General features: G+C 62.4%; 9 protein-coding genes and 1 rRNA gene. 6 read left to right on the forward strand and 4 right to left on the reverse strand.

The window, feature by feature from the left end; translation table 11 throughout:
- The first annotated feature begins 279 nt into the window (after nucleotides 1-279).
- The 6 genes from LKD23_RS00970 to LKD23_RS00995 all read left to right on the forward strand — a co-directional run bounded on the left by LKD23_RS00970 (nucleotide 280) and on the right by LKD23_RS00995 (nucleotide 8,321).
- A complete protein-coding gene (locus LKD23_RS00970; RefSeq protein ID WP_227619939.1) occupies nucleotides 280-1,467 on the forward strand; it encodes an iron-containing alcohol dehydrogenase in 1,188 nt (395 codons plus the stop codon).
- A 79-nt stretch (nucleotides 1,468-1,546) separates the two neighbouring features.
- Nucleotides 1,547-2,404 carry a LysR family transcriptional regulator gene (locus LKD23_RS00975; RefSeq protein ID WP_227619940.1) on the forward strand — a complete coding sequence of 286 codons (858 nt, stop codon included), beginning with the start codon at nucleotides 1,547-1,549 and terminating at the stop codon, nucleotides 2,402-2,404.
- Between the two features lie 152 nt (nucleotides 2,405-2,556).
- The gene (locus LKD23_RS00980) at nucleotides 2,557-3,282 is read left to right on the forward strand and encodes a LytR/AlgR family response regulator transcription factor (RefSeq protein ID WP_227619941.1); all 726 of its coding nucleotides are present in this window, start codon (nucleotides 2,557-2,559) and stop codon (nucleotides 3,280-3,282) included.
- A gap of 20 nt (nucleotides 3,283-3,302) precedes the next feature.
- Nucleotides 3,303-4,619: a sensor histidine kinase gene (locus LKD23_RS00985; protein WP_227619942.1), complete on the forward strand. Its 1,317-nt coding sequence runs from the start codon at nucleotides 3,303-3,305 to the stop codon at nucleotides 4,617-4,619.
- A 267-nt stretch (nucleotides 4,620-4,886) separates the two neighbouring features.
- Nucleotides 4,887-6,926 carry a hypothetical protein gene (locus tag LKD23_RS00990; RefSeq protein WP_227619943.1) on the forward strand — a complete coding sequence of 680 codons (2,040 nt, stop codon included), beginning with the start codon at nucleotides 4,887-4,889 and terminating at the stop codon, nucleotides 6,924-6,926.
- 24 nt (nucleotides 6,927-6,950) lie between these two features.
- Nucleotides 6,951-8,321 (forward strand): DUF1254 domain-containing protein, encoded by a 1,371-nt coding sequence (locus LKD23_RS00995; protein ID WP_227619944.1) that lies wholly within the window; start codon nucleotides 6,951-6,953, stop codon nucleotides 8,319-8,321.
- 53 nt (nucleotides 8,322-8,374) lie between these two features.
- On the opposite strand, the gene LKD23_RS01000 is transcribed toward LKD23_RS00995, so the two are convergent.
- The 4 genes from LKD23_RS01000 to rrf all read right to left on the reverse strand — a co-directional run bounded on the left by LKD23_RS01000 (nucleotide 8,375) and on the right by rrf (nucleotide 14,251).
- Complete coding sequence (locus LKD23_RS01000) at nucleotides 8,375-9,382, reverse strand: D-2-hydroxyacid dehydrogenase (protein ID WP_227619946.1); 1,008 nt, start codon at nucleotides 9,380-9,382, stop codon at nucleotides 8,375-8,377.
- 314 nt (nucleotides 9,383-9,696) lie between these two features.
- On the reverse strand, nucleotides 9,697-10,917 hold the full coding sequence (locus LKD23_RS01005) for a M20 metallopeptidase family protein (protein ID WP_227619947.1): 1,221 nt from the start codon (nucleotides 10,915-10,917) through the stop codon (nucleotides 9,697-9,699).
- A gap of 71 nt (nucleotides 10,918-10,988) precedes the next feature.
- Nucleotides 10,989-13,826 (reverse strand): preprotein translocase subunit SecA, encoded by a 2,838-nt coding sequence (gene secA, locus LKD23_RS01010; RefSeq protein ID WP_227619949.1) that lies wholly within the window; start codon nucleotides 13,824-13,826, stop codon nucleotides 10,989-10,991.
- Between the two features lie 308 nt (nucleotides 13,827-14,134).
- A 5S ribosomal RNA gene (gene rrf, locus LKD23_RS01015) occupies nucleotides 14,135-14,251 on the reverse strand.
- Between the last annotated feature and the right edge of the window lie 54 nt (nucleotides 14,252-14,305).

A 14,305-nucleotide genomic window follows, 5' to 3' on the forward strand; every position in this document is an offset into this window, starting at 1 on the left:
GGTCATTCCAATGTACTAAGAAATTCATTCCCCTGCTGATCGTTCTTCATCGTTTCAAAGGAGAAGCTTCCATGAAACGTCCGGTACAGACCGAAAAATGAGGAAATCGAGGTCAAGAGGCTATGACTCCGAAGAAGTAAGCATCCTGCCGACAGAGGGCTTGCAACCGCCTCGTGTCGGCAGGTTTTTTTGTCTGATGTTTTCCAATGAAGCCTGCATCCTCCCGCCGGGAGAGTGCAGGTTTTATTTTGTTCCAACCAAAAAGGAGGTCGTCTGCCAATGGCAAGCAATTTCGAATTCTACTCCCCCACCCGGGTCATCTTCGGCAAGGGCACCGAACAGCGCGTGGGCGCGCTGGTGCGCGAATACGGCGGCACCCGCGTCCTCGTGGTCTACGGCGGCAAGAGCGCCATCCGTTCCGGCGTGCTCGACCGGGCCGAGAAGTCGCTGGCGGAGGCCGGCCTGTCCAGCTGGACGCTGGGCGGTGTCGTGCCGAATCCTCATCTCGACAAGGTCTACGAAGGCATCCGCATCGGCCGGGAGAATGGAATCGACTTTCTTCTGGCAGTGGGCGGCGGCAGCGTCATCGACACCGCCAAGGCCATCGCCTACGGCCTCGCTGAGCCGGACAAGGATGTCTGGGAGCTGTATGAGCACACCCGCAAGGCCCAGAAGTGCCTGCCCGTGGCCAGCATCCTCACCATCGCGGCAGCGGGCAGCGAGACATCCAACAGCAGTGTCATCACCCGCGAGGACACCCACCAGAAACGGGCCTACAACGACGACCTCAGCCGCCCCAAGTTCGCCATCATGGACCCCGAGCTGACCAAGACCCTGCCCGACTACCAGACTGAATCCGGCTGCGCTGACATCATGATGCACACGATGGAGCGCTACTTCACCAACGGCGGCAACATGGAGCTAACCGACGCGCTGGCCGAGGGCCTGCTGCGCACGGTGATGGAGAACGCCCGCATCCTCCACACCGACCCCGCCAACGATGAAGCCCGGGCCGAGGTGATGTGGGCGGGCAGCCTCTCTCACAACGGCCTCACCGGCTGCGGCATCGCCAGCGGCGATTTCATGTCCCACAAAATGGAGCACGAGATGGGCGGTATGTTCGACGTGACCCACGGCGCGGGTCTCGCCGCCCTCTGGCCCAGCTGGGCACGGTATGTTTATAAGGACTGCCTGCCCCGCTTCGTCCGCTTTGCCCGGAATGTCATGGGGGTGACGGCGGACGGCACCGACGAAGAGGTGGCCCTGCTGGGCATTGACGCGATGGTTGACTTTTACCACAGCATCGGGATGCCCGCCTCCTTCCACGAGCTGGGCATCGCCCCCACCGACGCACAGATCGACGAGATGGCCCGCCGCTGCCTCGAGGCCTCCGGCACTGCCCTCGGCTCGGCCAAAAAGCTGAGCCTCGACGACATCATCGCCATCTACCACGCCGCCAATAAATGATCGCCGCTCTGCCGCCTTGCGCTTCCGTCCGCAAAACGGTATACTGAAAGAAATACCACGAAAAGGACGGGGACATCCCATGGACGAAAAAGACCTGCTGATCTTCCTGACGCTGGCCGACACCGGCAACCTGACCCGCACCGCAGAAAAGCTCTACCTCTCCCAGCCCACCCTGAGCAAGCGGCTCCAGAACATGGAGGCAGATCTGGGGGCAGCGCTTTTCCTGCGCAGCAAACAGGGCGTCACCCTGACCCCCGCCGGAGAGACCGCATGGGAGGTCATCCAGCGCACCGCCCGGGATCTCAACACCTTGCGGGAGCAGCTGCAGATGCGCAAGGACACCATCTGCGGCACCCTGCGCATCGAGGTCTCCATCGACTACTCCAAATACCGTCTACCGCAGGTTCTGGCGGCCTACACGGCTCAGTGCCCGGACGTCACCCTCAGAGTCTCCACCAACCACAGCCGTGACTGTCTCCGGACGCTGCAGGACAGCAGCGTCCACCTCGCCATCGTGCGGGGTGAATACGGCTGGGACGAGGGCAAGATCCTGTTAGAGCGGGAGCCGGTCTGCCTCATCCGCAGCCGGGAGAATGCCAGCGTGCCCCTGCGCGAGCTGCGGTACATCGGCCGGGACTCTGACCCGGAGCACATGAGCATGAAAGCCCGCTGGCTGATGGAGCACAAGATGGAGCCGGACGCCCAGCTGAATGTGGATGGGCTGTCCACCTGCGTGGCCATGGTCAATGCCGGTCTTGGCTGGAGCATCGTGCCGTCCATCTGCCTGAACTACTTCGACGGCATCTCGGAGCCGCTCTTCTTCGCCGACGGCACCCCTCTCACCCGCTCTACTTATCTGCTCTACCGCAAGCGCGAAAGTGAGCTGCCGCAGGTGCGGGAGTTCATCCGGATGGTCTGCGCCATGAGCAGGCACTGAATCCTATATCCTCTTCCAAAGAGAGACCGGCCCGCCCGGTCTCTCTTTTTTGCTGCCAAACCTGCGTGAAAGGGGTCATTTCCTGCGTGAATGACTGTCCTCAAGGCTGCGCGGGTGTGTTATAATAGGAGCGTAAGGAGGCATATGAGAGGATGGAGCTTCGATTCGCGGTCGTAGAAGACCGCCTGCCCGACGCCCAGCGGCTGGAAGGTCTGCTCCGGCTGGCGTTCGGCAATGGATACATTCTGGTCTGTGACCACTTCGAGAGCGGCGACGCCTTTTTGCAGGCGTTCCCCTCCCGGGCCTATCAGGCCGTTTTTCTGGACATCTGCATGGAGGGAACCAACGGCATCGACACAGCCCGCACCCTGCGCCGCACCGACCCGGACCTGCCGCTGGTCTTCGTGACCTCATCGCCGGAGTATGTGTGGGATGCATTTCCCGTCCACCCCTTCGATTATCTGCTCAAGCCCTACCGGGAAGAGAAGCTCTTTCAGCTGGCCGATGAGCTGCGGCGGGTGCTCTTCCGGGCCGAGCCGGAGCTGGACGTCCGCATCGCACGGCAGACCGTGCAGCTGCCACTGCGGAAGATCCAGTACGCCATGTCCCAGAACCACTATGTCCGGGTCGTCACCGATGACGGCGAGTGCCGGGCCGTCTCCACCTTCGCACAGGTGGAGCAGCTGCTGCGGGCGCAGGAAAATTTCCTCGTCTGCAACCGGGGCGTCATCCTGAACATGGACAAGGTGCTGCGGCTGGACGGCGACGCTTTCGAGATGCTGGATGGCACCCACCTGCCGGTGCGCCTGAAGGATAAGAACACCCTGTTCGCCCAGTTCACACAATACCAGTTCCGCCATATGCGGCGGGAGCTTTGACGACGAAAGGAGGCCCTGCCTTGGACATCACTTTATTCGGACGCTATTTTCTGGACCTCTCCATCCTCTACCCGGGGGCGTTCCTCTGCCTCGCCCCGCTGTGGGAGCATCTGAAAGCGCCCCGCCGCACTGCCCTGCTGACCGCCTTCCTCGTCTCCGTCATCGACCTTGCGGCGGCGGCTTTCTGCACTGTCCTTGAGCTGAACAGCAATATGATGCTCCTGCCCATCTTCCTGACGGCATTCTGGCTGCTGCTCTGGCGGGTGGAGTCGGCAGTCTCGACCGGGCAGACAGCCTTTCTCTTCTCCCTCTCTGCCGTCATGATCGCCGTCTGCAATCTGCTCTCCATCGTGCTCAATGCCCGGGCCGAGGTGGACAACGACGCGCCGGTCTGCCTTGTCTCCACTGCCCTGCTCAAGCTGGGGCTGTCGGCGGTGCTCTGCATCCTCTTCTGGTTCACCGCAGTCCAATGGAGCCGCTGGCTGCTGCGGGAGTACCGGGGCGAAGCCTTCTGGCAGTCGGCGTGGCCGCTGCCCGCCATCTACGCGGCCTTCCTCATGTTCTGTATGCCGCTGGACCCGGGCGTCATCCTCATCAACCGGCTGATGATCATCTCCGTGCTGGCCGTCTCTATCTCACTGCTGGGCATCTTCCTGCTGCTGTATGAGATGTATCAGGTGGCCCGGGAGTACACCCGCAGCGCCCAGCTGGACCGGGAAAACCAGCTTCTGGCTGTGGAGTCCCGCCGCTACACCGAGCTTCGGGCCTATATGGAGCAGACGCGCCATCTGCGCCACGATTTCCGCCAGCACCTTCACGTCATCGCCGGCCTGACCGAGGCCGGCCAGCTGGAGGAGCTGAAAAACTACCTCTGCCAGTACGAATCCGAGCTGAGTGAGGAGCGCCCCACCCTCTGCGCCAACCCCGCCGTGGACGCGCTGGCCGGGCACTACGACCATGAGGCCCGCCAGCTCGGCGTGCCGGTGGAATGGCGGCTGGAACTGCCCCGCCAGCTGCCCGTCCCGGAAGCCGACCTCTGCATGATGCTGGGCAACCTGCTGGAAAATGCATTCCATGCCAGCCAGAAGCTCCCGCCCGAGCAGCGGCAGGTGAAGGTGATGGCCCGGATGCTCAGCCCCGCCATGCTGGGCCTGCTAGTCGAAAACCGGTACGACGGCGTACTCAAGCGCCAGAAAGGCGCGCTACACTCCACCAAGCACGACGGCATGGGCATCGGCCTCGTCTCCATCCAGACCACCGCAGCCAAATACGGCGGCTCCATGACCGTCGAGACCGAAAACGGCCTGTTCCGAGTGAATATTTTATTGAACCTTTAACCTCTCAGTCTCGCATTCGCTCGACAGCTCCCCTACCGAGGGGAGCCTCTGGCGAAGAGATAAAGCTTTACGAAATGCCAAAGCCTCCCCTCGTTAGGAGCAACAACGACGACCGCCGCCAGTGGCGGAAACAGGGAGTCGCTGTTGGGGCCGCGGCCAGCAAGACGCAAGCAAAGCGCTGCGGATGCTGGGTGCCGCAACCCGGGCAGTGGCATTGCGAAGCAATGACGGAGAGGTTGACACAGCTAATTAAAGGAGGACTCCACCATGAAAATGACCCGACGCAGCTTCCTCAGCGCTTCCGCTCTCGCTCTGCTGTCCTGTCCGCTGGCCCCCACCGCCAGCGCGGCCAAGTCCGACAGCCTGTTGGCCGGCCTTTTCCACAGCCAAGACACCGCCCTGCCTTTGAAGCCCCTGACGGCAAAGGGCGTGGATGCGAACCCCTTTATGGGCAGCAGCGAGTCGAACATCCACCACGACTGCTACAACACCGACTCCACCGACGCTGTCCTCCCCGTAGGCATCTGCCCCGAGGTCCATGTGGCCATGGAAAAGACGAACCCCAATGCCTCCCCTGCCATCTTCTTCGACAACTTCGACAACCCCATCAGCCCCTTCCTCGGCGGTCTGGCCATCCGCGACCTCGACGCAGAGGAGGTACGGACCATCGGCTTTTTCTCCCCCGCAAAGCATGACGGCGGCGGCTACCTCATCCAAAGCTCCTATTCCTTCGTGGACGGGCGCAACCTCATCGTCTGCCCCACCAGCCACAACCACGTCCTGATGCTGCGGGCCACGGACGAGAGCGGCACGCCGCTGCCCGTTTTCCAGAAGGTGCTGGACATCAACATCAAGGAGGCTGCCGAGCGGGTGCTGGGCCGCAGTCTTGAGCAGAATCTGCTCTCCATCGTCTTTGACTACGACGGCAACCTCTGGTTCGTCACCGGCGGCTTCCGCATCTACCCCAGCCGCGGCCAGCAGGGCGCGATGGGCTATATCTCCCGCGCAGCCATCGACACCATCCTTGCAGGCGGCACCGCCGACCTCAGCCGCGAGGTGCACGTCTACGCCCCCGCCCCCGGCGAGGGTGCCGAAAACGGCATCGCCTCCTGCCGGGAGGGCGCAGTTATCCTCACGAACCTCGCCTGCTACCTGCTGCGGGCAAACGGCGGCGTAGAGGTCGTCTGGCGCACCCCCTACGACAGCGTGGGCGCAAAGGACAGCCGCGAGGGCGCAGCCACTACCGGCGGCGGTCTGGCGTGGGGCGGCGGCTGCTCGCCCTCTCTGAGCAGGGAGCTGGTCTTTTTTACCGACAACCTCGAGGTCGTCAGCCTCATGGCCGTGGACATCCGCACCGGCGAGGTCGTGGCCAGCCATCCCGTCATCGACGAGCTGCCCGACAATATGCCGGTCTCCGTCGAAAACTCGGCCATCGTCTACGACCACGGCGACGGCAGAGTCAGCACCATCGTCTGCAACTGGTTCGGCGCAGGCAGCCCCAACCTCGCAAAGCCCGACAGCGATTCCTCCATCCAGAGCTACGAGAACATCTATGACCGGAACTGGCTGCTCAAGGGCAACTGCATGATCATGCCCGGCGTCGAGCGTGTGGACACCGTCCGCACCGCCGACGGCTGGGCCATGAAGAGCATCTGGTGCCGCGACGACCTCAGCGACACCTCCATGATGAAGCTCTCCACCGCCACCGGCTACATCTACGGCTTCGTGCAGGATGTGGACAGCGGTATGTGGCAGTACATCGTGCTGGACTTCGACACCGGCAAGACCGTCCTCACGGTGGACGTTGCCTCCCTCTACGGCTACAACAACATGGCCATCGGTATGTATGCAGGCCGGGACGGCAACAAGCTCTACTGCCCCACCGGCTACAAGGAGCTGCTCCGCCTGCAGGACCGCTTCGTCTTCCTGCCCGAGATGCCCTACCGGAAGGTCGATCTGGACAAGACCTCCCGCCGGGTGCTTTCTGCCGACGCTTTCCATGCCGCAGGCGGCACAGGCACCCCCGCAAGCTGGCTGCACACCGTCACCCTCGACAATCTCCATCCCCAGACCACCGTTGCCTTCCGCATCAACGGCCTGACCGGAAACCCCGCCGACTACAAACTCTTTGCCCTCGGCACCGACGGTCTTTACCACGAGGTGTCCGGCTGGCGCTTTGACGACGTCCCGGCCCGCTTCAGCGCGAAGAAGGTCTACACCGTCTGCGTCCCCGCACAGGACGGCGGCAGCTTCGACCTCTCCTCCGACGCCAAGGAAGTCACCCTTTCCATCGTTCTGGCCCGCTGAATCTGCAAAAAGGAGGCTCCTGCCATGAAAATGACCCGACGCGATTTTCTCAGGCTCTCTTCCGCCGCTGCCGCCGCCTGCGGCGTCACCCTTCTGCCGGCCCAGAAAGCCGATGCGGCTTCTGAGATCCAGACCCTGCTGGAAGAAGCGTACCTCTACACCTTCCCGCTGGTGCTCGTGGACGCCACCAAGACCGTCTCCACCAACGCGAAGACCCCCTCCGCCAACCGCGCCCCCGTCAACCAGTTCATCCACGCCCGGAAGCTGCTGGACGCTTCCAGCCGCACCGTCGTCAGCCCCAATGTGGACACCATCTACACGCAGGCATGGCTGGACGTCAGCGCCGAGCCGCAAATTTACGTCGTGCCGGAGACCGACCGCTTCTTTAACGTGCAGGTGCTGGACGCATGGACGAACACCGCCGCCGTGCTGGAAGCGCCCGGGGCCTACGCCATCGCCTATTCCGGCTGGGAGGGCACCCTGCCCGAGGGCGTCCGGCGCATCGACGTCCCCACCCGGACGGTCTGGACCATCGCCCGCATCATGCTCTCGGGGCCGGACGACCTGCCGAACGTGGCGGCGCTCCAGAGCCGGATGCAGCTGATGCCCCTCTCGGCCTACCCCGCCGGGCCGGACGCCGCGCCGGAGGGCAGTTATTCCCCGGAAAACGATTTCGTCCCGGTGGAAAAAGTCCTCGCCATGACGCCGCAGGAGTTTTTCGACACCGCCAACCGGCTGATGGAGACCGACCCGCCCGCCGAGGCGGACGCGCCCCTTCTCCGCAGCCTCGCGGCCCTCTCCGTCGGCCCGGGCGAGCGGTTCGACGCCTCCGTCCTCGGCCCCCTCGGCGGGCTGCGCTGGAAGCGGATGCTCCTTCAGCTCAAGAGCAGCCTCCGGGCGCAGGCCGCACGCTATGCCCGGCAGATGGGCCAGTGGACCTACTACGGCGACCCCATCGGCGATTTCGGCACGGCCTACGACTACCGCACCATGGTGGCCCTGATGGGCCTTGGGGCCAACACCACCGACGTCGCCATCTACCCGCGCACCTCCACCGACAGCACCGGGGCCGACCTCACCGGCAAAAAGACCTATACCCTCCACTTCGACGCCCTGCCGCCCACGGTGGGCACCGGATTCTGGTCGGTGACGGCCTACGGCGAGGACAACTTCCTCATCGATAACCCCATCAGCCGCTACTGCGTGAACGACCGCTCCGGCCTCCACCGGAACCCGGACGGTTCCATCGACGTCACCCTCTCCAAGGATGCGCCGGAGGATACCACCAACTGGCTCCCCGTCTCGGACGAGAAGTTCCACCTCTTCCTCCGCATCTACAAGCCCGACTGGACGGCGCTGGACAGCTTCCCGCCACCGGTCATCCGCGTGAAGTAACAAAAACGCCATCTGCGTCTCGGCGCAGATGGCGTTTTCATCGTTATCGCGTTTTACAGGGTGCTCAGCAGGCGGTGGCCGCCGTTCTGGTCGGCGGCATAGCGGGTGGTGCGGCTGACCTGATTGTCCAGCGGCAGGCCCTCGGCGTAGCGCTTGAGGTTGTGGACGAAGATGTCCACGATGTTGTCCAGCGTCTTGGGCAGACTGAACTTGCCGGAGTTGTGGGGGGTGATGATGGCCCCCGGCTCACCCCACAGCGGGTGGTCGGCGGGCAGCGGCTCGGGGTCGGTGACGTCGAGGCCCGCGCCGAAGATCTTGCCGCTGCGCAGGGCTTCCACAAGGGCGTCGCTGTCCACGGTGGTGCCGCGGCCCACGTTGAGGAGGATGGCCCCATCCTTGCAGCGGGCAAAGCGCCCAGCGTCGAACATATGGTAGGTCTCCTCGGTGCCGGGCAGGCTCAGGGCGATAAGGTCGGCTTCGGGCAGCTCCTCATCCAGCTGGCTCTGGGCCACCACCCGCAGACAATAGTCCGGGCAGGGGGTGTCGGGGTGGACGGTACGGCGGACGCCCACCACCTCAGCGCCCAGCATATGAGCGCGGCGGGCGAAGTTGGAGCCGATGTCGCCCATGCCGACGCAGAGCACCCGCGCCCCGGTGATGCCCCTCACAGGGCGGTCGATGGGGGCCCACTCGCGCTGGTTCTGGCGGTCGCGGTAGAGGAACATATCCTTCTGGATGCCAAGCCACATGGCCAGCATCCACTCGCTGATGGCCAGACCATACGCGCCGGTGGCGTTGGTCACTACACAGTCCTCGGGCAGGACGCCGGGCTTCAGGTAGGGGTCCGGGCCGGCGGAGTTGGACTGGAACCACTCGATGTGCTTGTTCTGAGAGATCATCGACACCGGGGCGTTGCCCAGCACCACATCGGCCCAGAGCACGTCTTCGGCGTGGACATCGTCCAGCGCATTGAAGCGGAATTCAAACTCCGGCACAGAGGCCTCCAGCGCGGCGCGGCGGGCGTCGCTCAGGGGCAGACAGACCAAAACTTTTTTATGCATAGGGATACCCTCACTTCCTGATCGTTCTTTTATAAGAATACACGTTCCTGCTCCGCTCCGCAAGAGGGGGACCCGCTTTATTCTTAAGAATTCCTTAGGATTTTATCCCCCAAATCCCAAGAAGTATGTGATAAGCTGTCCCCAAAGCAGAAAATATCTGCTATACTGATACCAAAGCAGCACAGGAAAGGAATCATACACTACGATGATCTCGGCTGCGCAGCGGGCAAAAAGATCCGCGTGCTCATCGCCGTAAAGAACGATTGAAACAGAGAAAGCCCTCTTGGCGGCGCCGAGAGGGCTTTCTCTTCGTATCAGGACTTATCCTTCAGCCAGCGCAGAGCGAACCAGCAAAAGGCCGCAGAGCCTTCGTAGAGGATGCTGTCATCGAACTTCACCTTGGGGTGATGCTGGCCGTAGCAGTACCCCTGTTCCGGGCTGCCTGCGGCGATGAACATACTCACCGTAGGCACCTCGTGGCTCACGAAGGCAAAGTCCTCGCTGCCGCCGCCGGGCTTGCCGCCGGTGAGGGCGGTCATATCCATCGCGCCCCGGCCCAGCAGCTCGGTCATATAGGCCATCGCGTTTCCGGCGAGGGCCTTGTCCACCACCATGCAGGGGCAGAAGTCGGCGAAGGACACCTCCGCCGTGCAGCGGAATGCCGCCGCCACGCCCTGCGCGATCTCGGTCATCCGGGTGCGGATCTGCTCGCCCACCTTGTTTTCCGGGTCGGTGGTGCGGATGGTGCCCCACATCTGGGCCACGTCCGGGATGACGTTGGAGGCTGCGCCCGCCTCGAAGTGGCCGGTGGTCAGCACCCCGACGTCGCCGGGCTTCAGCTCGCGGCTGTTGATCTCCTGCAAAGCGATGTGGATGTGGGCCGCAGCCGTAATGGGGTCGATGCAGTTTTCCGGCGTCGAGCCGTGGCCGCCCTTGCCCCTGACCACGATGTGGTACTGCTCACAGCTGGCCATGGTGATGCCGCCGCCCGGCACCAGCACCGTGCCCGTCGGCAGCGGCATCCCGGCCAGCACGTGGAACATGACCGCTGCGTCCACATGGGGGTCCTCCAGCAGGCCGTTGGCCAGCATATCCGGCGAGCCTTGGAAGATCTCCTCGGCAGGCTGGAATTCCAGCTTGACCGTGCCTTCCAGCTCGTCCTCGTGGGCCTTGAGCAGCTTTGCCGCACCCAGCAGCATGGCCGTGTGCATATCGTGGCCGCAGCCGTGCATCTTGCCGGGCACTTCCGAGCGGAACTCCTCGCCCGACTCCTCGGGGATGGGCAGCGCGTCCATGTCGGCACGCAGCAGGATGGTCCTGCCGGGCTTTTTTCCGCCCGCCAGCGCGAGGACGCCGGCCCTGCCGCAGTCCTTCGGCTCATAGCCCATCTCCGTCAGTGCCGTCTTGACCAGCGCCTTCGTCTGGGTCAGGTCGAAGCCCACCTCCGGGTGACGATGGAGCGTCCGCCGCCACTGCTGCAGCTGCGGTTCCAGCGTGCGGGACTCCTTCAGAAGCTCTTCCGGTGTGATATTCATACTCATCCGCTCCTTTGTTTTTGATTCAGAAAAAGCTCTCCCGAGGGAGAGCTTTCTTGCTATGGTCTTATTCAGCCCTCCGTGTGGCTTCCTTCGGGGTGGTACTTGGCGCAGGTGCACTTTTTCCACTTCAGGCCGCTGCCACAGGGGCAGGGGTCATTGCGGCCGATCTTGATGACCCGGACAGGCTGGCCCTTGGGCGCGCCCTTGGCACCGGGGGCACCGTTGCCGGGCACATAGCCCTCGCCGGTGGGCTTTGCCACCTGCTCGCGCTTGGGGGCTGCGCCCGCCTCGCGCACCTCGATGGTCAGCAGCATCTTGATGCTGGACTCCCGGATGGAATCGACCATCTGGTCGAACATATCGAAGCCCTCGATGCGGTACTCGACGACGGGGTCCTTCTGGCCGTAGCCGCGCAGGGCGATGCCCTGACGCAGCTGGTCCATATTATCAATATGGTCCATCCACTGGCGGTCTACACACTTCAGCAGGCAGATACGCTCCAGCTCCCGCATCAGAGGTGCGCCGTAGCGCTGCTCCTTGTCGTTCAGGATGTCCATGCCGCGCTGATACAGCATATCGGCGATGCTCTCCTGCGAGATGTTGTCGTAATCGGCCACAGTGTAGTGGAAGTCCTCGTCGGTGGTCAGCCAGCCCAGATAGTGGCGGCGGAGTGCGCCGAAGTCCCACTCATCCTTCACGTCGCCTGCGAGGAACTGCTTGCAGCTGGACTCGATGTTCTCCTTCAGCATATTGTGCATCTCGGCGCTGATGTCCTCGCCGTTCAGCACCTTGTGGCGCTGGCCGTAGATGATCTCACGCTGCTGGTTCATGACGTCGTCGTACTTCAGGACGTTCTTGCGGATCTCGAAGTTGCGGCCCTCGAGTTTCTTCTGGGCCGTCTCGATGGTGCTGGTGATCATCCGGTTCTCGATGGGGGTGTCCTCGTCGATGCCCAGCGTGCCCATCAGGCTCTGCACGCGGTCGCCGCCGAACAGGCGCATCAGGTCGTCCTCGAGGCTCAGGTAGAAGCGGGATGCACCGGGGTCGCCCTGACGGCCTGCACGGCCGCGCAGCTGGTTGTCGATACGGCGGCTCTCGTGGCGCTCGGTACCAATGATGAACAGACCGCCTGCGGCACGCACCTCCTCGGCCTCCGCCTCAGTCAGGGGCTTGTACTGGGCATACAGCTCATCGAAACGCTTGCGGACTGCCAGAATGTTGGCGTCGCTGGTCTCGCCGTGGCCGTCGGCCTCGATGAGCAGCTGTTCCACAGCGGCGGGCAGGGCCTCTTCGGGCTTTTCGGGGTTCAGCAGTTTCTCGCAGAAGTGCTCTTTCCGCATCTGGGCCTTTGCCATATACTCGGCGTTGCCGCCCAGCATAATATCCGTACCACGGCCTGCCATATTGGTGGCGATGGTGATCGCACCCTTCTTGCCGGCCTGTGCGACGATCTCAGCCTCTCGCTCGTGGTTCTTGGCGTTCAGCACATTGAAATCGCGGGTATACTTCTGCAGCATCTTGGCGAGAGTCTCGCTCTTCTCGACGCTGACCGTACCCACCAGAACAGGCTGACCATTTTTATGGCACTCCATGACCTGCTGGATGACCGCGTTGTACTTGCCGTTGATGGTCTTGTAGATGGCGTCCGGGTAGTCCTTGCGGACATTGGGACGGTTGGTGGGGACGGTGACGATGTTCAGGCCATAAATTTCGGTGAACTCGGTAGCCTCCGTCTTGGCTGTGCCGGTCATACCGGCCAGCTTCTTGTACATACGGAAGTAGTTCTGGAAGGTGATGGTGGCCAGCGTCTTGCTCTCGGCGGCGATCTTCACGCCCTCCTTAGCCTCGATGGCCTGATGCAGGCCCTCGTTGTACCGGCGGCCGATCATCAGGCGGCCCGTGAACTCATCGACGATGATGACTTCGCCGTCCTTCACGACGTAGTCAATGTCCCGCTGCATCACGCCGTAGGCCTTGATGGCCTGATCGATGTGGTGGGCGAGGGTCATATTCTCAGCAGCGGCGAGGTTCTCGACCTTGAAATATTCCTCCGCCTTCTTGATGCCCTTGGCGGTCAGGGTGCAGGTCTTGTGCTTCTCGTCCACGACGTAATCGCCGTCGGCCTGCTCGTCAGCCTCCAGCTTGTCTTCCAGCTCGACCACGACGCTCTTGCGCAGGGTGCGGACGAAGCGGTCCACCTGCGTGTACAGGCTGGAGGAATCCTCACCGCGGCCGGAGATGATCAGGGGGGTGCGGGCCTCATCGATAAGGATGGAGTCCACCTCATCGACGATGGCGTAGACATGGCCGCGCTGCACCATATTGTCCTTGTAGGTCACCATATTGTCGCGCAGGTAGTCGAAGCCGAACTCGTTGTTGGTACCATAGGTAATGTCGGCGTTGTAAGCCCCACGGCGGGCATCGCCATCCATGCCCTGCACGATCAGGCCAACCGACAGGCCCAGCCAGCGGTAAAGCTTGCCCATCCACTCGCTGTCGCGCTTGGCGAGGTAGTCATTGACAGTAACGATGTGGACGCCCTCGCCGGTCAGCGCATTCAGGTAGGCGGGCAGGGTCGCCACAAGGGTCTTGCCTTCACCGGTCTGCATCTCGGCGATGTCACCCCGATGGAGGGCGATGCCGCCGGTGACCTGCACCGGGAAGTGCTTCATGCCCAGCACGCGCCATGCGGCCTCGCGGCAGACGGCGAAGGCGTCGGGCAGGATATTGTCCAGCGTTTTGCCGTCGGCCAGCTGCTGCTTCAGCGCGGGGGTCTGGGCCTGCAGCTCGGCGTCGGACATGGCCTGATACTTGCCTTCCAGTGCCAGCACCTGTTTGGTGAGGGGGTTGATCTTTTTCAGCTCCCGGTCAGAGAAGCTGCCAAAGAGTTTTTCAGCTAAGGACATTGGTCACACCTCATGATTCTTTAAAATAGCAAACGTCCGGGCTTTTTTCAGCCTCAAAACGAATATTCACATACAGATATATGATACACCAAAAGCGGCATCCCGTCAAACCCGACCGTGAATTTTAGCCGGTTATTGAATGAATTTTCTGTAAATTCCTTCGCTCTATCCAGCCGCAGCATGGGATCAGCCTTTTTCGATGCAACAGCAGACGAGGTCTGTCGCACCGCGCACCGCATGGCGCACTGCCCACCTTCTTTTCTGGGTAAAAGAAAACCGCCCTGAGAACTCTCAGAGCGGTATATTCAAGTCGGCGGCTACCTATTTTCACAAGCCGTTTCCAGCTAACTATCTTGGGCACGAGTGAGCTTAACTACTGTGTTCGGAATGGGAACAGGTGGAACCTCACCGTCATCGTCACCGACCATATGACTGACACAGTATATCACATTTCTGTGTATCTGTCCAGTATTTTTAGA

This window comes from Faecalibacterium butyricigenerans (genome assembly GCF_020687345.1).
Taxonomy (GTDB): domain Bacteria; phylum Bacillota; class Clostridia; order Oscillospirales; family Ruminococcaceae; genus Faecalibacterium; species Faecalibacterium butyricigenerans.